Origin of the sequence: Paenibacillus sp. FSL F4-0236 (genome assembly GCF_038000135.1) — a bacterium.
Classification (GTDB): domain Bacteria; phylum Bacillota; class Bacilli; order Paenibacillales; family Paenibacillaceae; genus Paenibacillus_AQ.
On record NZ_JBBOBK010000001.1, the window covers coordinates 3,603,747 to 3,625,299 of the forward strand.

Consider the following 21,553-nt stretch of genomic DNA (forward strand, 5'->3'; position numbering starts at 1 on the left):
GTAAGCATATAAATTCTATATTTAAACAAATGCAAATAACCTTCCACTGCCACCCATGAATAATGGCACTGGAAGGTTATTTGCTATTTAACCTTTAGTCTTTTTTATCATGACTCCACTTACTTCGCCAGATAGACCACCCAAGCGGGAGCATGCCAAACCATTTCTGTGACCACGGCTGCTTCGTAGCCGCTCTACGAGCATGAATGGCACGCGGATCCTCGATATATACGACTACCTTCTCCGTTATATACTTTACAAGCTCATCGCCACCGGAAGCCATTTTAACACCTCCTAAAATGTAAGTGAATTCAGATTATCAGTATCCGTTCCATGGTCTTAGTGTGCACCACTCCACTTGGATCTAAACTACAGACTTCTGATTTGTCGAATAGGTTTACCTATTAAAGCACAATCTAACAAAGAATCCATAAGACGTTATTCACTTGCAAGGAGGCGTTTCACTTGAACAACTGGAGAAAACAATCCTTTTCCAGAACAGCAGCTGCTCTATGTGGCTTTCGAATCACTCTAACTACCCTAGGACTACTAATGTTGTTTATGGGCAGCTCCTTAGCCTCTGCGACACCAGAGAAACCCGTGATGAAGGATGACCGTCAGCATTTATTAGGTCACGGACACCGTATGATCCTAATTGATGCGGGACACGGAGGCATCGACGGTGGAACTTCCTACGGTAATATTCTTGAAAAAGATATCACCTTAGATATCTCACGTCGATTATTTCTACTTCTGGGTAGCGATGGCTTTGACGTTGCTTTAAATCGCAATGGAGATTATGCCCCAAGTGATGAGAACCGCTGGCTGCGTAGTAAATCTCGACATCTGCGGGATCTTGCACAGCGTAAAGAGCTCGCTGAGACATTACCTGCTACTGTAGTGGTAAGCATCCATATTAACTGGGCGCCTTCCCCTTCCAAACATGGTCCACTTGTATTGTACCGTCAAGAGGGCCGTAGCTTCATGCTTGCTAAGTCCATTCAGCATCAGCTAAACAATCTTTACGATGTCGAGGCTCATCCAAGACCAGGCAAGCCCTTTTATTTACTCAACAAAATAACCGCCACAACTGTTATCGTTGAGGCGGGTTTTGTAAGCAGTCCGACTGACCGCGCAAAGTTATGCACCCCTAAAGGGCAGCAACAAATCGCTGAAGCCATCGCTGATGGTATTGTAGCTTATCTTATGGAAGTTTAAGTTGGGAGCTCCATTTCATCTCGTTTTTAACCAGATCAGAAATCCCTATAAACTCAACATTGTCTTTCATCTGTTCAATACCGCTGCGGATTCCTGCGGCGGTCTCTTTCCCAAATACACCAACATGACCAATCGTTACACAAAATCGTTGATCCTTCGCCATGTCTTTGACGAGACCCATTTGTTTCAGAACATGACTTGCTGTATGTGTGTCATCTAAAAAGATATGGTTCTCTACGCGTGGCAACCCCATACGATAAGCCATATTGCCAGCAACGGAACGGTAGTTGGTCTTGCTGTCTACAAAAAACAATCCTCGTTCTTTGCATACAGATAAGATTACTGCCATAATCCGCTCATCTCCGGTAATTTTCGAACCCATATGGTTATTTATCCCGATCGCATAAGGAACATTATCGAGTGCTGCCTCAACCTTTTGTCGCACTTCCTCATCGGACATTTTGGCCAATATGGCTCCTGGTCCAAGCCATTTAGGATTACCTTGGCGCGGCTCCATCGGCAAATGAACCAGAACATCATCTCCGCGTTCATGGGCGCGGGTGGCATCCTTTACGGATGTAGGTAAAAAAGGCATGACGGCTACAGTAAGCTTTATCGGTAACGAGAACATTTCATCTGTCCCCTTCATGCCATTGCCGAAATCGTCAATAATGATAGCGACCTTATCACGTTTGGGTGCACTCTCTTCAAGCTGCGTATTTGTAGCGTTGTCTTTAGACGTGGCAGCAGAGACAGCCGGCGTAGCCGGAACAATTGTGGTAATCAATACTGCAGCAACAGCAAGCCAATTCAGTAAGTAACGTTTAACCTTTCGACTGTCCTTCATCAAGAGGAACGCCTCCTTCGTCTTAAACAATTGTTCTCATTGTTTGGTTCAAGAAGGTTAAATATGTACGGGGAGGGTTCGCAATAATTTACAATCGAGCTGTTGCTAATGCCCGCGCTTGTCTGTGGCAAGGATTGCTTCCAGCACATCCACAGATTGAACTTCAAATGGCATATTCTTCATTGGGCTATCCTGGGAGCAGCTAGCTTCTGCCACTACCATTAATTTATCGATCTCGCTACTGGTGATCCCAAGCTCCTTAAGTGTAACGGGAAGGCCGACTTTTTTGCAGAAAGCAATGACCTGAGCGATCTCATCTTCTGAAGCCTTCTCCAAGACCAACTGCACGATCGTAGCAAAGGCAACCTTCTCACCATGTAACACATTCCTGCATTCCTCATGCAGGGTCAGTCCGTTATGAATAGCATGGGCTGCAGCAAGCCCACCGCTCTCAAACCCAACGCCGCTCAAGTAAATATTAGCTTCAACAATATGTTCCACTGCAGAAGAGGTGATCCCCTGTTTAACATCCAGGAGTGCGGATTCACCTTCAGCAAGAAGTGTGTCCAGACAAGCACGTGCTAAAGAGAACGCTGCGATTGTGCTAGTCCCGCCTGCATGAGTAACCGCTCCTGATTGACGGCAAGCTCTTGCTTCGTAATAGGTGGACAAAGCATCACCCATTCCAGCCGCCAGCAATCTTGCAGGGGCTTTAGCGATGATATCTATATCTGCGATCACCATATCAGGATTTCTTTTTAATGGAAGGTAATAGTCGAAGTCACCTTCGTCCGTATACAACACTGATAAAGCGCTGCAAGGTGCATCCGTCGAGGCCACTGTGGGTACAATAACTACCGGTAGATCCGCCATGTGGCTTACTGCTTTTGCCGTATCTAGGGTCTTGCCGCCACCGATTCCTAAGATAACTCCAGCGTCCTTCAGACCAAGTTCTAGCACTATCTCATCCACCTGATTATGGCTGCACTCACCCTTGAATTCGCGCATTATAAGGGGAATATCGTTCACTTCAAAGCTGTGTAAGATATCCTCCTTGTACATGGAAAAAATATAAGGATCTACAATCGCAAAAGCTCTTTTTGCGCTCAGCTGCAAACAATAATCTCCCAGCTTACGAATTTCGCCATACCCCTGAATATATTTAGTCGGTGAACATATGATCTGCGTCATGGTTTCACTCCTCTTTTTGTATATTCTTTTATTTTAAGGAGTGTTGCTTCAGACTGGCTATAAAAAAAGATGCTATAGGCTTTTATCTTAAATAAATCCCCCGTTCACACGAATCGTCTGGCCCGTAACCCACTGTGATTCCTTACTAGCTAGAAACAGAACTACACTCGAGATGTCCTCAGGCTCACCTAAGCGTCCAAAAGAATTCATACTCCCAACATTCGCAATCTCTTCAGCTGACTTCCCAACTGTGAAAAGTTCCGTATTAACAGGACCTGGCGAAACCGCATTAATCGTGATTCCTTTTCGTCCAAATTCTTTAGCTAACTGACGAGTGAATTGTTCCACTGCTCCCTTTGTTCCCGCATAAACGCTGTAGGTTGGGAACATCTGGCCTGTAACCGATGTCGAGAAATTAATGATCCGTCCGTTCTCACTCATATGTTTAGCCGCTTGCTGGCAAGCAAAAAAGGTACCCTTCACATTGATAGCGAACTGTTTGTCGAAGTCTTCTTCCGTCATACTCGCAATCGGCTTTGTGATCATAATGCCTGCGTTGTTAACGAGAATATCGATTTGTCCATAAGCTTCCAATGTGGCTTGGAATAATTGTTCTAGCTCTGCCACTTGGCTGATATCCGCTCGGATAGCGATAGCTTCTCCACCCTTTTGCTTAATTTCGTTCACAACTTCCTCTGCCTTGCTTGAACTGCTTGCATAATTAACAACAACCTTCGCACCATGTAACGCCAAGTTCTCCGCAATTTCCCGTCCCATACCTCTTGAAGCTCCAGTCACTAATGCAACTTTTCCATCCAAATTCTGATCCATCTTTTATTCCTCCTATTCGTTTACCTTTCTTGTTGGTCTGATTATAAATCGAACACTCGCAAATAACAAGTGACAATTATTATTTTTTGTCATTTAATATAATTGTTCTCCAGACGCAAAAAAACCTTCCGATCTTCATCAAAAGGTTTAGTCCATCATTTTTCTATTATGAAATATGCTATAACAATTTATGACGAAATTCCGGAAAGCATCAAATCCCAAACAGAGGCAAACTCCTGATCAATCGAACCCGACTGCCACTCTTTCGCATGAGCAGGATGATGAAATCGTGATGTTGCATTAAAAATAGCTCTTGCCATAACCTCTGATTCCAATGCTTTAAACTCCCCGGTTTGTATACCTTTTTCAAGAATGCGTGCGAGTTGCCCAATTAATTGATCTACGTGTTGGGTAATCATATCTACGGCTTCTAAAGTTACGGAGGCGTACATAGCAAACATTTCGGAATCATCTACAGCATAGCTCCGTTTACTGTGAATTAGAGTATCTAACCACAGATGTAGCTGCTCTTTGGCATTCCCATCAAATTGCTCAGTAACGTCCTTTAATGGGGCTAAAATATTTTGATGCAACCATCTTTCGGTTACCGATTCGCGCAAAGCTGCTTTACTGGAAAAATGTCTATATAGCGTACCATGACTAACCTTCAGTACCCTCGCTACATCAACAACTGAAGTCTTATCCGGGCCAAAACGCCGGAGTACTTGTTCAGCCGCATCCAAAATGTTTTCTTTAGATAATGGAAGATCATTCGACATCGGTATTTCCCCTCACTCTATTTCTGATGGTACTTATCATAGCATATAATATTCAAAAACGAACTGACAATAATATTACTTTGTCATTTGTAAAATCATTATCAGTATATACGTGCACAAACTTATCAAACTAAGATCCACATTTTAGTATCCAATTCTCATCAGCCGCTGAGTACTTACCATACCCCAACAACAAAAAACCTCCTTGATTTCTCAAGAAGGTTCATTTCTTTCATCTACTTACTCACTCGTCCAACTTCGCCCTAGCAAACTTACCAATCTTCGTAATCGCCTGCTCTGCTTCTGGGAGCATGTACGCTAAGAAATGAAAAACACTCCACATATTATCCCATATTTCCAGTTCCACATGAACACCCGCTCCTCTCGCCCGTTCAGCCAACCTCGTTGAATCGCTTAATAGCACCTCATGGTCGCCTACTTGAACAAGTAAATCAGGCAATCCCTGCAAACTCATTCTTAACGGCGATAATATTGAAGCCCACTCAGTTCGAGTACCTACATATGTTTCAAGTATCCGTTTATTCCCTTCCAAGCTACCTGTCGGATCAAGCTCCGCACGACTATGATACGATTCACCATCCAAATGAACAAGATCTGTATGCGGCGAGATTAAAAAAGCACCTGCTGGTAACTCGCTCCCCTCATCTCTCAAACTAATCAGTGTCATCAGCGCAAGGCTGGCTCCAACAGAGTCTCCTCCAAACACGATATCACTGGCAGAATATCCGTTCGCAAGCAACCACCGGTAAGCCCCTATACAATCTTCATTAGCGGCGGGATAGATATACTCGGGTGCAAGGCGATACTCAATAATTAGTACTTTCATGCAACTCGCCTTTGCAATTCGTGCTGCTAGATCCCGATAAAACTCACAGGTTCCTGAAACAAAACCACCACCATGAAAATAAAGAATCACTTTATCATCAGGTGGAGCTGCTTCCACAGGAATGATCCACTCTCCGCTTAATGGCCCAACCCTGACCCGCTCGACTGTAACATCCGTATGACTGGGCATATTCGCAGCCGCCTCAACCATTTCTTGCCGGATATGCTCTACAGACTTACTTTCAAACCGATTGTTTTGTTTCAGGTAATCTTTGATCGCTGCAAGCTGTTCTATACTCGTCTTTTCCATATCGATAATCCCTCCTACAGGTCTTTTCAACTCAAAGTGTAAAGCCTGTAGGTGACTACAAGGTCAAGTTAAGATTCCATTTTCAGGATTTCTAGCGTTGACTGTACTCCAGGATGTTTATCCTTGGCTAATAAATTTTTTCTCAGGTCTGCGAGAGAAGCAAGCTTTATCTCCTGCTTTGCAATTTCATTGCGGACTCGATCCATTTTTTTATCTACAACTTTCACAAAATCATCTATGCTAATGCCACTGCTTTCCGATTTTAACAATGCCTTTTTAATTTCCTTTAGGGTGAATCCACATTGCTTAGCATTATGTATAAACGTAAGTCGACTTAGCGCTTCTTCAGAATAAAGACGGTAGCCGGCTTCCGATCGTATAGGTGTACTAATTAGACCCATTTCCTCATAATACCTCAGTGTTTCCATATTCACATTTGCCATCTTGGCCATTTGGCCTCGCAAGTATTCCGTCATGATATACGCCCCCTTGGAATTCCCTATATTATACCAAAATCCAGATAATACAGAGGGTATCAAAATAGAGCCAATAATTAATCGGGATCAATTTAAAACTCCTTATTTACACACAAAAAAACGGCATTTCTGCCGTTTTCCCATGTCTACTCTTCTACCTACAACACTTCACTTCGAATCGCATTTTTCTGTATTAGAGAAATCTGTCCGGCATGAATACCTGTGTGATACATAAGTCTTCCAACCGCTTCAAGCGGAGTAGATGTGCCAAAAGACGACTCTACGCTTACATGCCAAGCATCTTCCGGAAGCTCCCGCATCGCTGCAATCAGATTCTCGTTGGAAGCAGACAGCAGATCCACCAGTTCACTTAGTGTAGTATATGCTGCGTCATCGGCTTGAGGTTTAGGTCTACCAAAGAACCACTCTGCAAACATAAATTCTACCTCGGCATTATGAGAAATCAATCCTCCGATGGATGAATTCCCTAATTTAAGATATAAATCTTCTTCCGGCAATGCCTTCACCATTTTATGAAATCGCTCTTGAACCGCTTGCCAGATGGGCAGTACTGAAGTAATAGTCATCGGCTATTTGCTCCCCTGTACAGCTGCTTCTTCGTCTTTCTTCTTATCAATAACAACGTGATTAAATACATTTGCATCTACATCAATATCGAACGCCAACCCAAAACCTACAACATAACGCCCCTTCAGCGGAGTTAGTTCGAACAGTGAAAAATCCAGTCCGCGCAGCAATTTCAGCATGGCCTCACCATGGTCAGCATTGAACAATTCAAAAATATCCTCATATCCATCATTTCCGATATTGCTTGAGGTACAACTCCAGCGCACACGCTCAGTTGCAAATTTATTGTTTGTTTCAGACTCATCCGCAATTAGAAAGGCGTCCACAAAATCATTATTTTCCATATAGCCATAGTGCTCTGCGATCTTACTAATATAGATATACAGCTTGCCGTCTTTCTTTACGAAAGGCGCATAACTAATAAAGGGCTTACCTTCATCATCGATCAAACTCAAAATCAGGTTCTTACGTTTATTAATAAATTGCAAGTAGTTTTCTTTATTTTTCTCCACATCTACAGGCTTCTTCATTTAAAATCCCTCCATGAATAGGTTGTGTCACACTATGAATCTATCGAACAGTACTCAACAAATGAATACGAGGTTTCTTCTCTGTGGGCACATACTGGACTTCCGCGTCCATCCGGTATATATCCCTTATCATATCAGTTGTCATGACTTCATTCGGTGTGCCATACATCGCCTTCTCACCCGCCTGCACTACAACGATACTATCGCTATACGTAGAAGCTTGATTGAGATCATGCAGCACCATCACTACGGTCATGCCCATGTCTTGATTTAACTCACGAACAAGCTCAAGCACTTCATGCTGATGCGAAATATCCAAGTACGTGGTTGGTTCGTCAAGCCACATGATGAGTGGACGCTGCGCCAATGCCATTGCAATCCAGGCACGCTGTGATTCACCACCTGACAATGAAGCTACGGCTCGGTGCTTATACTCCATCAAATGTGTCTTTTCAAGGGCCCAATGAACAATGTCCATATCCTCTTGGTTCAATCTTTCAAACCACTTTTTATGTGGATATCTGCCATACGAGACCAGATCGATCACAGTCATATCACTCGGTGCTTGATTCTTCTGGCTCAGCATGCACATTTTTCGTGCGACTTGTTTGGCGCTCATGGTCTTCAGATCCGTACCATCGAGTATGACCGTACCCGTGTGATAAGGAATTAGCCGTGATACCGCTTTGAGCAAAGTGGATTTACCGGAGCCGTTCGGTCCTATGATGGAGACGATCTCACCCTTTTTTACGGAAAAAGAGAAGTTGTTAATCACGCTTTTCTGCTCATACCGAATCGAAATGGAATCGACAGTAAACATGTTAGAACGCCTTCTTTCTCATCAGGTATAGAAAATATGGTCCGCCAATCACAGCCATAAGGATACCTGCAGGGATATCTAGGGGTGCAAACAGGGTACGTCCACCTGTATCCGCAATTAACAGAACCAATGCACCTAGAGCCATACTCATCGGTAAAAGATATTTGTAATCTGAACCCACGAGCAATCTCGCCATATGAGGTACAACTAGACCGACAAATCCGATCATTCCAATGGCTGCTACAGAAATAGCCGCTAGAAATACTGCCAGCAAGGAGAGCAGGATACGAATTCGGTTCACATTTTCACCCAGATTCGAAGCCACCTGATCACCCAGACGAATGATATTTGCCTTACGAATAGCAAAGAACGATAAGATCCAACCTGCAATCGCATATGGGAAGACCATCATTAACGCATTATTCCCTTTTGCCGCAAGACTGCCGTTAAGCCATTGAACCGCTGCAGGGAGTCTATCGCTGTACATGATTGTTAATAGTCCAATGAGTCCTCCGCAAAGCGCATTCACAGCAACACCAGATAAAATAATAGTAATCGGTGAAATACCGGTTCGTCTCCAAGCTAATGCATATACAATACCAGCAGCAATTAGCCCTCCAACAAAAGCGGCAATCGGAATGAACTCAGTATACTGTGGTGCAGCAAGCATTATAACAAGAACACATGCAGCCGCGCCGCTAGTTACACCCGTCAATCCAGGATCAGCAAGTGGGTTACCCATCACAGCTTGCAGCAGTGCGCCCGAGATCGCTATATTCGCTCCGATGATCATCGCCAGTAACACACGTGGCAATCGAATATCCCATATGATGGTGGCATTCACCGCCTTAGACGATGAACCAAAGATTGTGCTTAGTATGTCTGATACCGGAATGAAAACAGAGCCTAATCCGATGGCAATAATCGCTGCAACGAGCGCTAATAGAACCGTTACAATAACAACTATTCTGCTACGAGATGTATTTATCACTTGCTGTCTCCTTTAATTATTCATAGAAGTATTTTGCGATTTCAGTTAGGGCTGTTTCTGCGTTAATGATCGAGGTTACGCCGAACACACTGTAATCTAAAATCTGGATTTTGTCGTTTTTATAAGCAGAGAGCTTCGTCCAAGTTTCATTTTTCTCTATTTCTTTTTTAAATTTGTCCTTTGTCGCTCCGTGGTCACCTGAAGCCAATACAAGAATGACGTCAGGATCAGCGGCTACGACGTTCTCCATATTAATAGGAGAGTAAGTATCTGTAACTTTAAGTACAGAAGTAGCAATGTTATCAGCGCCAAGCTTTTTCACCAAACTACCTAGATAAGATTTCTCACTCATAACCATGAAGGAATCAGAGGTTCCAATAACGAGCATCACGCTCGGCAGTTCTTTTCCTTCGGCTAATTTACTTAGCTCATTTTCTTTATCCAATATCTTACTCAAAGCCGCATTCATCTCATCTTTTTTATTAAAATAAGTACCTAATACTTTAAGGCTAAGCTTTAAATCCTCGAAGGATTCTGTGCGTAGATATGCTTTTTGCAAATCCATGCCTTCCAGTGTCTTATCCAGTGTGCTTCGAAGTGATTCTGCTCCCAGCAGCAAGTCTGGCTCAAGCTTTGTTACTACTTCAAGATCCGGTGCCATTGGCGAACCAATTTTATCTATCGATTCAAAATCAGCAGGGATTGGATTGGTGGAGGTTGGCACCCCAACTGGTGTGATTCCAAGCAAATAGAGCATTTCTGTTAATGGTACAGATGTAGTTACAATTCGCTGTGGAACTGTGGCTGGAAACTGGTTTAATGCTTCATTGAACAATGCTTCATCTACACCATCATTTTCCAGACTGTATTCCTTTCCAGCATCCGCTGTTTTCGCTGCTTCTGTTGTATTCGCTGCATTTGCTTCTTTCGTTTCATTAGCAGCTGTATTCGTTACGGCTTCATTCTTGGTTTGATTGTCCGCTGTATTGGTGGACGAACATGCAGTCATCGCAGTAAGCGCTGCAACAACCAGAAGTACTAATAATTTCTTCAAAATCTATCCCTCCGAGTATGTATAATTATACGTTCCAAGTAGTGATAATGATTTTCATTTTCATCTACCACTCCTATGATAATGGTTATCATTAGGAAGTGTCAAGAATTTTATTTTAATTTTAAACTAGCAAAAATGCCTTAAACATCCCATTAAAAAGGACAACCTTTCTTGTAGAAAAATAGGAATTCGGTGTCGTATGAACCCTTCACTTTCTTAAATCCACAAAAAAACCACATCCAAAGGACGTGGTTAATATGCATAATAAACCTAAATATTTAATTATAGATTGGAATAAATCTATCTCGATTATTAATAATGGAATCTTCTTCTGATTTCGCTTATAAATTTCCGGTCAGAAAAAATTATCATCCCAATAATGGTTAAGAGTGAGTATACGATAGAGAAAACACTGGTCCAAATGACATGAGACAAATTAAATACAAACAGAAGCATAGGACATAAATTAATAAAGAACATCGATAAAATATAGCCTATATCATGACGCCATAATGATTTTTGAACAATTGCGAGCACAGTCATAATAAATGTAGCTGCTACTCCAAACAGTGGGATTGCATAGTTGGTAGACCATCCCCTAAAACCAACGAATATATCGATCACCAAAAGGAAAATGGACAACATGACATAGTGGTATAAAATTTTCCTGCCAATATGTTTATTAGATAAAATGGTATCTTTAACAACGATCCACGCATAGATAAGACCTGTACTTACGATAATTGACCATATTCTCGGATTGATATGATAGGTCAACGCATTAATTGTAATCGAAAGCACGATCGCAGATATAGTCAAAAAGAGGAACAATTTAGCTACCGTAAATGGTTTGGTTTCCTGATAGATCTCTTTATAGGACGGGTATTCTGTCGTGCTCTCTCCCCTGATCTTAATTGGCTTGGAGCATAGTGGACAACGATAATGTTGATTATCAACCGTCACGTTGCAACGAATACATTTGGTCATTCGCTAATCCCCCAATCGTTTGAGTAGATTTTAACTTCAAGTCCAGCCTCACCCGCTAAGGTCGAAAAGAAATATTGCAATATATCGGATTCCACTATATTTCTGGTAAACGTGATCACCAGCTTATCATTGACTGAGCTGATCCCACAGTTCATAGGGCTTTTATTGGATGGATAGACTAATGCCTCGATTAGCTCTACGTGCTTGTACATTTGCTGTGGCAACATAATATTGCCGATATTGGACAAGGTCAGTGTTCTTTTACTTTCCCCAAGCATATGAAACCCTAAATTCACGAACCAGTTTTTCAAAAATAACGGGACAAACAACGTAGCTTTGTTCCGTTCAAGCGCCACATTATTGTAAATGATATTTTGCAAATTTTCTTTCCCCGTTTTATACTTCAGCATCTCATTCATTCTAAAAATTAATTCATCCAGTGTGGTATCTTCCGTAATTCGCGCGCCAAGATTAACTACGCCAAAGAAGTTACGAAGAGTACGTGAAGGGAATGCTTTGCGCAAATTGACAGGCACTGCGATAACCACGGGAGCATTACTTTTGCTATATTTAATTCTTGTTTGATAAATAGAATAACTCAGTAATGCGGATAAATAAGCAGTGATCGTACTTCCTTTTTGCTTAGCGAGGGCATTCAATTGGGAGGCACTTACGACCCCGTGTACCACGTTATTTCCGAACTGTTCGAAAGCTGTGCCTTTAATGTGGTACGCTCGGCTGTTTCTAACCGATTCAACATAACAATCCTTGTAGTATCTGCGAAAAGCATCCTCCATATCATGGATATCCACTCCTGAATCAGCGAGTAAAATCCGGTCCTCAGTGTCAATTTCATGTCCCATATACATTAGATAATAGTACAGCAGTGATTTTAAAAACTCCACAGCCCCATTACCATCCGTAAGCGCATGGAACACTTCAACAGAGACTCTATTTTTGTAGTATAAAACCTTAAATAAATATCCATTGTTTGTAGTTGGATCAATGTTGCGACAAGGATACTGCTGATCCTCAGCGATCACAATTTTATCCGTGCTAGACTCTAAATAATTCCAAAACACACCCCTGCGAAGCTTCACAGTGAACATCGGAAATCTGTCGAATACCGTATCGGCGGCTTGCTGTAACGCATCCACATCTACAGGATTTGTCAGAACCGCTGAGATCCGATAAACGGAAGTGTTTTTTGTGTTTGTAACGGATGGAAATAGTTTTGCTGCGTTATCAAGTTTGTACCACTTTTTCACTTCAAAACTCCTCTTTTATTCTGCTGTTACTGGTTGATACTCCACTTTTGCATTGTCTTCCTCAAACAAACATAGCTTACCACGACACAGATTATCTCTGCCACTACAAAGGAAAGCCATAAGCCGATGTTACCAAACATTAAAGGAAGGATAAAGAAATTCCCCATCAACAAGGCATACCGTAAAATCGCCAAAATCGCGGATGTTCTTGGATTGTTAATGGCTGTGTACAAAGCGTTAATTATAATATTGGCCCCTACAAAGATAAAATTAAAGCTATAAAATGTGATGATTTCACTTGATGTAGTCATGACCTGAAGATTGTCTTTTACAAAAAGAGAAATTAAGGGAGATTTAAAAATAATCAATATCGCTGTACAAACCACACCAACTAATGTCACTATTTTAATCGCCATGGTAATCAATTCCGTTATACGGCTATATTCCTTCGCTCCGTAATTCACGCTGCTAATGGCTCCTAACCCTCTCGACATGCCCATGATAACTGCATTAACTACAAGTGAGATATACTGAACTACCGCAAATGAAGATACCCCTATTTCACCAAATTTAGAGATCAAAATCCAGTTGAAGATCATAGAAGAAAAACCCGCACTGAATTGCGTAATCGCTTCTGAAGAACCGTTATAGATCATCCTTCCGATTGCTTTAAAATCCACTTTCCATCTACCCACTTTTAAAAAGCTATCCTTTGAGATAAAATTCGAGAAAAATAATATAAAAACAATCGTTGCACTGATCCCAGATGCCAAAGCAGCACCGGTAATCCCCATATCGAAAACGCAGATAAAAATTAAATCCAAGATGATATTTAAAACTACACTCAGTAAATTACCAACCATATAAAGCTGAGGTTTCCCCATAGATTGCAATGAAATACCAAGTAAAATATTAAAAATTACAGGCACGACAAATACACCAAAAGTCTGTATGTAATCAACAACCATAGGAAAAAGCACTGAATTTGCTTCAACTATTCTAGCCAGTACATGAGGAAAAAAAACTACCATTATGAAAATAACTACGGCCATCATGAGCAATGTGTAAAAAGCATTATTGAAGTAGTGGTTGGCTTTCCCCTTGTTCTGCTCTCCCAGACTAATAGCGGTTAATGTATTTCCTCCAATAGCAATTAAGATCCCTATACAGGAAATAATATTAAAAATCGGTGAAGCCATATTCACTGCAGCTAGCGCATTAGGTCCTACAAAACGCCCCAAAATGATTCCGTTAATAATTCCGTACAGACACATAGAAAGTGAAGCTACGATCCCAGGGATTGCATAACCGCGAAATAGTTTGGAAATTGGATCTTTTAATACATTGAGTTCTGTTGTCTTCATCTTGTCATTCTCCATTCACTGTTTTGAAATTTTAGATAAAAATCAGTACAATGAACACTATAATCTCTTGTGTAACACAAGAGTCAACGGGAGAACGATGCAATGAACAACTATTATTCTATTGGTGAAACAGCAAAACTAGCAGACACAACTATCGAAACCTTGCGGCATTATGACCGAATTCACTTGCTCAAGCCCGCAAAAGTAGATCCCTCCTCCGGTTATCGCTATTATTCAGATAAAGAGCTTATTTATCTTGATGTCATCAACTTCTGCAAAAAAAAAAATATGCCACTTCATAAGATTAAAGATGTTTTTACGAATGATAATCTCGATTATATTATTAATTTTCTTAAAACAAAGGACGAGGAAATTGAACAGGAAATCAAGCATCTGAATAAGACAAAATCACAGCTTAAAGCTTTACGAAAACAATATGAAAATCAAGCTTATTTATCCGATGTCCCTCTATCCCCCACCCATTTTTCAACTAAGGCTTTGGGAGAAAGAGCGATCGTAAAAATCCACTCCCTACAGAAACCCAGCCTCGAAAGTTTCCATCAACTGCAGAATGCGCTAAATCAACAGCTTGAAGATGAGCCAAGAGATTCATTCGCTTTTGATTTTCGTGCAAATATTATGACTACTTTAGAGCCTAGTGAGAATCCATCTGTCTTTTTTGTAGTTTGTGAGAAGTACCCTGAACAGGCCGACTGTATTTCAATATTACCTAAAGGAATTTATCTCTATGGTTATTGCTCGGAGGAGCAGAGAATGGAAACGATGCAGAATATCGCTGCACATGCTAAAGCCGAATATAATACGGAGGTTCCATTCATCATCCAGACAGTCATTTTCACCGGAATGTTTCAGTGGGTGTATGAGATTCAAGTATGGTTAAAATCTGCATGATCTAAAATAAGACAAATAAAACAGCACGCGGCGATATAGGATCGACACGTGCTGTTTACTACAGAATTAAAGCTGATTTGTCCAAACTAAAATCTAGCGACAAAAAATTCACGGTCTGCTGGGACGTTAAAACTCTTCAAAACTACTCCATTCTCGTCTCTTATTGTCAGCAGGTAAGGTACTGAAGTTAATGTGCTAATCGTAGGAAATCTGACCACACCGAAATCATCGAACTCAGCGTTCACAGTTGTGGTACCATTTTTTAATGTAGCGGTCCAGCCCGAAGAATCTTTAGGTGTGCTATTCGTACCTAAACTTGTAGCGAGAACCACAAATCTGTCCAATGTCTGTCTGATTCTCCGTTTCTTCCGGGTTGCAGCTGCTTTCACTCTTTTTGCCGCGAGAGCTTTAGCCGCCATTACGGCTTGCTTATTGACTGGCTTCTTAATCATTGCCATTTACTTCACCACTTTCTTTTTAGGATACGATAGTAAATGCAAGAATTGGAATGCTTGACCTCACTTTTACCTACTATTCTAGAAATGTACTTTATTCCTAGATTCATAGATTCGTACCCACTGGATCAGTGGTGCATATAATGCACTTGTGAGGTGATCCATTAATAAATGAACCGACAATTGTGGCTAGAGCAAAATAGTTCAAGAATCCATACGGCGCTAAGAAAAAGAATTCAACACTCCCAAGTCCGTCGCGGTACATCCGCTAAAATTCCTATCATTATCAAATTCAAACAAAAAATGACCCCAGCACAGCTGAAGTCATTAAAAAAACATTTAGAATCACACGACTTTCCTATCAAACATCATCTCCCCATACTAAATTCTGTATCATCACGAGTTTCGATGAACTGTCTGAAACAGATGTGCAGTTGGCATGGAATCGATAAAATCTATGTTGACGGAATTAAAAAAACATCACTTTATATAGCGACACCATCCATCGGTTCTACATCCGTCCAAAAGAAACAGGGACTTACCGGAAAAGGAATCAACATTGCCATTCTTGACACAGGAGTGTATAGGCACCCTGATCTGATTCAGCCCTGTAACCGTATCGTAGCTTTTAAAGATTTTATCAATCACAGAAAACTTCCCTACGACGATAACGGCCATGGGACTCATATCGCAGGGGACGCGGCAGGCAACGGATGGATGAGTAAAGGAAAATACAAAAGCCCTGCTCCAAAGGCAGGGATCGTTGGTGTTAAAGTACTTGATAAAAATGGTGACGGATATGACTCCACGATCATTAAAGGAATTGAGTGGTGTATTGCGAATCGAAAGCGACTAAAACTACGTATCCTTTCGATGTCATTAGGGGGTACGGTAAATTCACCTTGTGCTGATGACCCGCTGTGCCAAGCCGTAGAAAAAGCAATAAAGGCTGGACTCACTGTTGTGATAGCAGCTGGAAATAGCGGCCCTGGACGCAGGACGATAGAATCTCCTGGGATTAGCCCTTCTGCAATTACCGTAGGTGCAGTGGATGACCGTCGCACGCTCACACAAAAGGACGACCGGATTACCTCGTATTCAAGCCGCGGACCTGCACCGGGAGGGCGAAAGAAACCAGACCTCGTAGCTCCTGGCGAAACCATTATCTCTCTTCGTGCGCCTCATTCCAAGCTAGATCGCGAGCTTCCTTACTTGCGGATCGCTAAAAATTACTTTGTGCTGTCCGGTACCAGTGTCTCAACACCTATAGTCTCTGGTGTCATTGCTCAATTGCTGCAGAGAAATCCCTCACTAACTCCTAAGCAAGTGAAATCCATACTAAAAAAGAACACATTCTCTCTGAAACTCCAGCCTAACACAGCCGGCTCTGGTGAGATCAATGCGAGATTCTTATTGTGATTTTGCTTCCTTCTTTAAAGCTGTGATAACAGAAACTGATAACACTTCAGTAAATTTACCCGTAGGCTCAATTTCTAATAAAGAAGATTTCAAATCCGCTTCAAATCGTTCCAAGTGATCTCCAAATAAACGCTTTGAAGCATAGGAAGTGGAATACAAATTGCCAAGAATAGAATCCACCGTCCATGTCACTGAATAACTCGGTAAAATCAATCTTTCCACATCCTTAAAGCTAGATCGCGCAACAATATCCTCATGTCTTTCTTTAGGATGAGTATAGATGCTGTCTCCTGCGATTCTTTCGTTACCTAACCAGCGTTTCACTACTTCATTTACCTTAAGCTGCCAAGATAATGGCTCTTGCCCTACATTAAAAGTATCAATAATTGCTAGACCGCCATTATTGTCCGAACTGTGGTATAGGATTTCAAGAATAGACGATCTATCCATCCAGTGAAACGCTTTGGCTAGGATGGTAAGACGGAAGGAACCCCAGACGTTCTGCAACTCTTCTGCTCTACCAAGCATCCAACTAACGTTATCAACCCTATGGATTTTTGATAGACGATTAGCCTCTTCCAACATTCCACTTTCCGTATCTACACCTATCATTTCTTCAAACCAATCACTAAATCTTAGTCCCAGCTGACCCGTACCACACCCTAAATCAAGCAGACAGCCTTCTCCGTTAAGCGAAAACTTCTGAATTAAGAACCGAATAAGGGATGAAGGATACTGCGGTCGATATTTTGAATAGTACACTGCCGTACCTTTAAATAAATCCGGACCATATTCATTCATAGTTTCACCCTTCTCTTGTTTTCTAATAGGACAAAATCATAGCAGACATCCAACTAAAATAAAAGGCAGTTCGGTGTGAATCCGAACTGCCTTTTTATTTATGCTGATACGCCAATTCACTGGATTTGGGCTCAAAGGATCAAAAAATCCACATAGTAATGATTGACAAATAGGTCTGTTGCATATATGGTTAATTACATAACTAACTAACCAATGAACATGGCGGTGAATACATGGGAAGCTTAATGGATGATACTCGACCGATATTTATGCAGATCGCCGAACGCATAGAAAATGACATCATCGAAGAAACACTCTTGGAGGAATCACAGGTTCCTTCAACAAATCAATTTGCTGTTTTTTACCAGATCAATCCGGCGACGGCTGCGAAAGGTGTGAATTTGCTTGTCGACCAAGGAATTTTATACAAAAAGCGAGGTATCGGCATGTTTGTAGCTTCTGGAGCGCGCACAGTATTGATGGAGAAGAGAAAAGAGCAATTTTATGAGCAATATGTTGTAACTATGATCCGTGAAGCAGAGAAATTAGGAATTACGTTGGATCAATTAACGAAGATGATTCAGAGGGGAGATAATCGGTCATGAATGAAGTCGTTGAGATCAAGGGACTGACCAAGTCGTATGGAAAGGTAACCGTCATCCAAGACATTAGTTTTTCTTTAGAAAAGAATAAAATCTATGGCCTGCTTGGCAGAAATGGTGCAGGAAAAACAACGATCATGCACATGATTACAGCACAGTTATTTGCTACAAGCGGTGATTTGAAGGTGTTCGGGGAACATCCCTACGAGAATAACCGCGTACTCAATCAGATTTGCTTTATTAAGGAAAGCCAAAAGTATCCGGATACGTACCGTATTATCGATGTTCTAGAGGTATCCGAGTTATTCTTCCCTAACTTTGATCGGGACTACGCCCACTCCTTAATCAAGGACTTTAATCTCCCCTTAAAAAGAAGAATAAAGAAGCTGTCCAGAGGAATGCTCTCGGCGGTGGGCATTGTAGTAGGCCTGGCGAGCCGCGCTCCGCTGACTATTTTTGACGAACCTTATTTAGGTCTCGATGCTGTAGCAAGAAGCCTGTTTTACGATAGACTAATTGAGGATTATTCAGAATATCCGCGAACAGTTGTCTTGTCTACACACTTAATTGACGAGGTAAGCCAGCTATTAGAGCATGTCATTGTTATCGACAACGGTAAGCTGATTATCAATGAGGATGCTGAAGCTCTTCGCGGGCGGGCTGCTAAAGTTATCGGTGCGGCTGCGAAGGTCGAAGATTTAATCACCGGTAAAGAGATCATCTCTCGTGAATCCTTTGGCGGATTACTTTCTGCCACTGTTATTGGCTTAAACTCAACAGATCTATCACGTGCTGAGATGCTTGGTCTGGAGATCTCCCCGATATCTTTACAACAGTTAATTGTTCATCTTACAAACAGAAAATCCCAAGAGAAGGGAGTTGCAGTGCAATGAACCAAATGACAGGGATATTAAAAATGCACTATAAGGATAAATGGTTTTGGTTGTTTATGCCTTGGATTATATTATTGTCCAGCTTTTTGGTTAATCTTGTCATAGCTTTTTTCCTGCAAGAACCAATGTATACCGGCGGCCTAGTCTCAATCTTTATTTATATGTTTGTCATAGGTATCATCATTTTAGTACAGACTTTCCCCTTTGCCTTGGGCTTAAGCCTACGGAGGATAGATTATTTCTTCGGCACATCCTTGATGGCCGTTATAACAAGTGCCGGCTTCTCACTACTTCTGTTCCTGCTATCTATTATAGAAACCAAATTAACATCTGGATGGGGTGTGCAGCTACATTATTTTCACCTACCATACTTGAATGATGGTACCGTCCTAGAGCAGCTGTGGATCTATTTCATGATCTTGTTGCATATGTTTTATTGGGGATTTGTTATATCCAGCATCTTTCGTAGATTTGGTAGAAGCGGCCTATTCATTTTCGCGGCAGTCATGTTTATTCTGTACAGTGTCGCTGGATTGTTAATGACATATTATCAGTGGTGGGTAGATGTATTTAATTGGTTGGCTAGCCATACCGCATTTGAACTTGCCTTGTGGAGTATGCCCTTGACGGTCTTGTATGCACTCTTATCGTTCTGGATGCTTCGGAAGTCTACAGTATAAGACTCTGCCTGGAATATTGTTAATATTTATAGGGGGTACTGTATGGATTATGTGAGGGATTACGCCATGTATGCTTCTATATTCGGTATGTTTAGTTTTAGTTGGTTTGGTTGGGCACAAGAAAACCCCAGATCCAGCTGGCGAAAATATATTGGCATAGCTTCTGGTGTATCCCTTCTCGTCTGCTTGATTGGTGTCTATTTAAGTGTGACGAACTGGGATGCTCCCTCCGTATTAAATGACAAGACCTCTTTTGATAATTATCTAATTTCTGTCTATATTGAATTATTGTTGGCTGGTGCTGGAGCTTCTATATTGATGAAATGTAAGTATAATGATTATGTTGCTCCTTGGATTGCCTTTATAGTAGGGATTCATTTTATTGGCTTAAAAAGTGTGTTTAACGATTTCAGTTTATACCTTTTAGCAGCACTTCTGGTTGCAATCTCTATCGTATCACTGTTCATATCTAAAAAACTTAAGGTCGCAAACAGTGCAATTACAGGCATTGGTGCTGGGACAGTTTTGTTCGCCTTCGCTCTATTAGGGTTAATTCGATATTTATCGATCTAAATACGAGTATGCTAAAGTTACCTTCGATTGATTATATTCACAAAAAAAGAAACTCCCTTGATTTCTCAAGGGAGTTTCTTGTGATGCGGTCGAGAGGACTCGAACCTCCACGATATTGCTACCACACGGACCTGAACCGTGCGCGTCTGCCAATTCCGCCACGACCGCACATCATAATGACTACATATCAAACTTGCGGTCACAAGATAGATCATACCATGCTGAGATTAAAGCGTCAATATATTTTCCAGCTTTTCTTATCGATCATTATTTTATGGATAATTATTGCTTTTAATTCCGAATATAAGGTATAATGAGAACAAAAGTTCGCATAATATAAATGAGGTGATTTATAATGGCGACTACGAAGTTGAAGACATCCATTGTTGATGAAGATGTTACTAAAGAAGAACTGTCCCTTGTCAGAAGCTATTTGCTGCTAACGTTTATTCATAAAGTTTTCGAGCGTGACTGCCGTGTAATCAGCAAAAGTGGTCTATTTAAGACCCCTCAGCTTTATATGGAGCTCTTGTCTGGTGCCACTAAGAAAACCTCACTAATGCTTCAAGAGGTTACGCGTGAATTGAGCTCACATGATCTGAAGATCACAACCGTTCGCCAAGATCAACGAGGAGTCGAGGCCTTGTACTCCTGTAGAGGATATCAAGGTGAGATGAATATATTATGGCCAGGATTCCGTAGAGAGATGATGCTGCGAATGCGTGCGTATCTCGGACTGTCCACAGAGCTCTCCATACTCTCCAGAGAAGAAAGTGACTCCCAGCTAGCTTTAAGTATTTAATTCGTCAGAGGCTTATATGTAAGCAGAACAGCTCCCCACCCAATTTGGGTAAGGAGCTGTTTTTGCTGCGGAAACTATATATTATCAGGTTCTTTCCTTGGTTCACTGAAGGGTTGGAATAAATAATTCCGATCCAGCTTTACTACTCGTCTATTCTGACGACGTATCATCACCTGCGAATCATCCCAAGCCAGAACAATCCCTTTTACATCATTACTTTCTATGCCGTCCCGCACCACACGAATTTTCTCGCCGGAAATTCGGTATGCATCCAATTGTTCATCGCTAATCATCATGAATCCCTCCCTCTGTATAG

Annotated in this window: 26 protein-coding genes and 1 tRNA gene; 8 read left to right on the top strand and 19 right to left on the bottom strand. The window is 41.5% G+C overall.

Annotated features, from left to right (window positions below; translation table 11 throughout):
* Positions 1–94: 94 nt before the first annotated feature.
* The gene (locus NSQ29_RS16385) at positions 95–283 is read right to left on the bottom strand and encodes a YqzE family protein (RefSeq protein WP_042186941.1); all 189 of its coding nucleotides are present in this window, start codon (positions 281–283) and stop codon (positions 95–97) included.
* 182 nt (positions 284–465) lie between these two features.
* Between NSQ29_RS16385 and NSQ29_RS16390 the strand changes: the two genes are divergently transcribed.
* Positions 466–1,218, top strand: coding sequence for an N-acetylmuramoyl-L-alanine amidase (locus NSQ29_RS16390; protein WP_231573420.1), 753 nt, complete (start codon positions 466–468; stop codon positions 1,216–1,218).
* On the opposite strand, the gene NSQ29_RS16395 is transcribed toward NSQ29_RS16390, so the two are convergent.
* The 14 genes from NSQ29_RS16395 to NSQ29_RS16460 form a co-directional block, all read right to left on the bottom strand.
* The gene (locus NSQ29_RS16395) at positions 1,205–2,065 is read right to left on the bottom strand and encodes a divergent polysaccharide deacetylase family protein (RefSeq protein WP_081382741.1); all 861 of its coding nucleotides are present in this window, start codon (positions 2,063–2,065) and stop codon (positions 1,205–1,207) included. The two genes, NSQ29_RS16390 and NSQ29_RS16395, sit on opposite strands and share 14 nt — an antisense overlap.
* 105 nt (positions 2,066–2,170) lie before the next feature.
* Positions 2,171–3,256, bottom strand: coding sequence for a glycerol dehydrogenase (locus NSQ29_RS16400; RefSeq protein WP_341125605.1), 1,086 nt, complete (start codon positions 3,254–3,256; stop codon positions 2,171–2,173).
* A gap of 87 nt (positions 3,257–3,343) precedes the next feature.
* Complete coding sequence (locus NSQ29_RS16405; RefSeq protein WP_341125606.1) at positions 3,344–4,087, bottom strand: SDR family oxidoreductase; 744 nt, start codon at positions 4,085–4,087, stop codon at positions 3,344–3,346.
* A 188-nt stretch (positions 4,088–4,275) separates the two neighbouring features.
* On the bottom strand, positions 4,276–4,866 hold the full coding sequence (locus NSQ29_RS16410; protein WP_341125607.1) for a TetR family transcriptional regulator: 591 nt from the start codon (positions 4,864–4,866) through the stop codon (positions 4,276–4,278).
* Positions 4,867–5,110: 244 nt separating this feature from the next.
* A complete protein-coding gene (locus NSQ29_RS16415; RefSeq protein ID WP_341125608.1) occupies positions 5,111–6,022 on the bottom strand; it encodes an alpha/beta hydrolase in 912 nt (303 codons plus the stop codon).
* Between the two features lie 68 nt (positions 6,023–6,090).
* A complete protein-coding gene (locus NSQ29_RS16420) occupies positions 6,091–6,498 on the bottom strand; it encodes a MerR family transcriptional regulator (protein WP_341125609.1) in 408 nt (135 codons plus the stop codon).
* Positions 6,499–6,656: 158 nt separating this feature from the next.
* Complete coding sequence (locus NSQ29_RS16425) at positions 6,657–7,085, bottom strand: DinB family protein (protein ID WP_341125610.1); 429 nt, start codon at positions 7,083–7,085, stop codon at positions 6,657–6,659.
* 3 nt (positions 7,086–7,088) lie between these two features.
* A complete protein-coding gene (locus NSQ29_RS16430; protein ID WP_149643990.1) occupies positions 7,089–7,616 on the bottom strand; it encodes a HugZ family pyridoxamine 5'-phosphate oxidase in 528 nt (175 codons plus the stop codon).
* Between the two features lie 40 nt (positions 7,617–7,656).
* Positions 7,657–8,436: an ABC transporter ATP-binding protein gene (locus NSQ29_RS16435; protein WP_341125611.1), complete on the bottom strand. Its 780-nt coding sequence runs from the start codon at positions 8,434–8,436 to the stop codon at positions 7,657–7,659.
* A 1-nt stretch (position 8,437) separates the two neighbouring features.
* Entirely contained in the window at positions 8,438–9,427 is a 990-nt protein-coding gene (locus NSQ29_RS16440; RefSeq protein ID WP_052404239.1) for a FecCD family ABC transporter permease, read from the bottom strand.
* 16 nt (positions 9,428–9,443) lie between these two features.
* Positions 9,444–10,481 carry an ABC transporter substrate-binding protein gene (locus NSQ29_RS16445; protein WP_341125612.1) on the bottom strand — a complete coding sequence of 346 codons (1,038 nt, stop codon included), beginning with the start codon at positions 10,479–10,481 and terminating at the stop codon, positions 9,444–9,446.
* Positions 10,482–10,793: 312 nt separating this feature from the next.
* Positions 10,794–11,468: a DUF6320 domain-containing protein gene (locus tag NSQ29_RS16450; RefSeq protein WP_341125613.1), complete on the bottom strand. Its 675-nt coding sequence runs from the start codon at positions 11,466–11,468 to the stop codon at positions 10,794–10,796.
* On the bottom strand, positions 11,465–12,736 hold the full coding sequence (locus NSQ29_RS16455) for a hypothetical protein (protein ID WP_042186921.1): 1,272 nt from the start codon (positions 12,734–12,736) through the stop codon (positions 11,465–11,467). Before NSQ29_RS16455 ends, NSQ29_RS16450 begins: the two co-directional genes overlap by 4 nt.
* A gap of 26 nt (positions 12,737–12,762) precedes the next feature.
* Positions 12,763–14,100, bottom strand: coding sequence for an MATE family efflux transporter (locus NSQ29_RS16460; protein ID WP_341125614.1), 1,338 nt, complete (start codon positions 14,098–14,100; stop codon positions 12,763–12,765).
* A gap of 102 nt (positions 14,101–14,202) precedes the next feature.
* Here NSQ29_RS16460 and NSQ29_RS16465 point away from each other — a divergent pair, with 102 nt between their 5' ends.
* On the top strand, positions 14,203–15,012 hold the full coding sequence (locus tag NSQ29_RS16465) for a MerR family transcriptional regulator (protein ID WP_341125615.1): 810 nt from the start codon (positions 14,203–14,205) through the stop codon (positions 15,010–15,012).
* A gap of 86 nt (positions 15,013–15,098) precedes the next feature.
* On the opposite strand, the gene NSQ29_RS16470 is transcribed toward NSQ29_RS16465, so the two are convergent.
* A complete protein-coding gene (locus NSQ29_RS16470; protein ID WP_339270301.1) occupies positions 15,099–15,470 on the bottom strand; it encodes a hypothetical protein in 372 nt (123 codons plus the stop codon).
* Positions 15,471–15,875: 405 nt separating this feature from the next.
* On the opposite strand from NSQ29_RS16470, the gene NSQ29_RS16475 reads away from it, so the two are divergent.
* Positions 15,876–16,886, top strand: a complete 1,011-nt coding sequence (locus tag NSQ29_RS16475) for a S8 family peptidase (protein ID WP_341125616.1) — start codon at positions 15,876–15,878, stop codon at positions 16,884–16,886.
* Here the strand turns inward: NSQ29_RS16475 and NSQ29_RS16480 are convergent.
* Positions 16,878–17,687, bottom strand: a complete 810-nt coding sequence (locus NSQ29_RS16480) for a class I SAM-dependent methyltransferase (protein ID WP_341125617.1) — start codon at positions 17,685–17,687, stop codon at positions 16,878–16,880. The genes NSQ29_RS16475 and NSQ29_RS16480 overlap by 9 nt on opposite strands.
* Positions 17,688–17,920: 233 nt before the next feature.
* Here NSQ29_RS16480 and NSQ29_RS16485 point away from each other — a divergent pair, with 233 nt between their 5' ends.
* Genes NSQ29_RS16485 through NSQ29_RS16500 form a run of 4 tightly spaced genes read left to right on the top strand, consistent with a single transcriptional unit; the run spans position 17,921 to position 20,435 of the window.
* Positions 17,921–18,292 carry a GntR family transcriptional regulator gene (locus NSQ29_RS16485; protein WP_042186911.1) on the top strand — a complete coding sequence of 124 codons (372 nt, stop codon included), beginning with the start codon at positions 17,921–17,923 and terminating at the stop codon, positions 18,290–18,292.
* Positions 18,289–19,182 carry an ABC transporter ATP-binding protein gene (locus NSQ29_RS16490; protein ID WP_076283131.1) on the top strand — a complete coding sequence of 298 codons (894 nt, stop codon included), beginning with the start codon at positions 18,289–18,291 and terminating at the stop codon, positions 19,180–19,182. The genes NSQ29_RS16485 and NSQ29_RS16490 overlap by 4 nt, the downstream gene beginning before the upstream one ends.
* A complete protein-coding gene (locus NSQ29_RS16495) occupies positions 19,179–19,862 on the top strand; it encodes a hypothetical protein (RefSeq protein ID WP_042186907.1) in 684 nt (227 codons plus the stop codon). Before NSQ29_RS16490 ends, NSQ29_RS16495 begins: the two co-directional genes overlap by 4 nt.
* 42 nt (positions 19,863–19,904) lie before the next feature.
* Positions 19,905–20,435, top strand: coding sequence for a hypothetical protein (locus tag NSQ29_RS16500; RefSeq protein ID WP_339246969.1), 531 nt, complete (start codon positions 19,905–19,907; stop codon positions 20,433–20,435).
* Between the two features lie 84 nt (positions 20,436–20,519).
* Here NSQ29_RS16500 and NSQ29_RS16505 read toward each other — a convergent pair.
* Positions 20,520–20,603, bottom strand: a tRNA-Leu gene (locus NSQ29_RS16505).
* 187 nt (positions 20,604–20,790) lie between these two features.
* On the opposite strand from NSQ29_RS16505, the gene NSQ29_RS16510 reads away from it, so the two are divergent.
* Entirely contained in the window at positions 20,791–21,237 is a 447-nt protein-coding gene (locus NSQ29_RS16510) for a hypothetical protein (RefSeq protein WP_042186902.1), read from the top strand.
* 74 nt (positions 21,238–21,311) lie between these two features.
* Here NSQ29_RS16510 and NSQ29_RS16515 read toward each other — a convergent pair whose 3' ends face one another.
* Complete coding sequence (locus NSQ29_RS16515; protein ID WP_042186900.1) at positions 21,312–21,530, bottom strand: hypothetical protein; 219 nt, start codon at positions 21,528–21,530, stop codon at positions 21,312–21,314.
* Between the last annotated feature and the right edge of the window lie 23 nt (positions 21,531–21,553).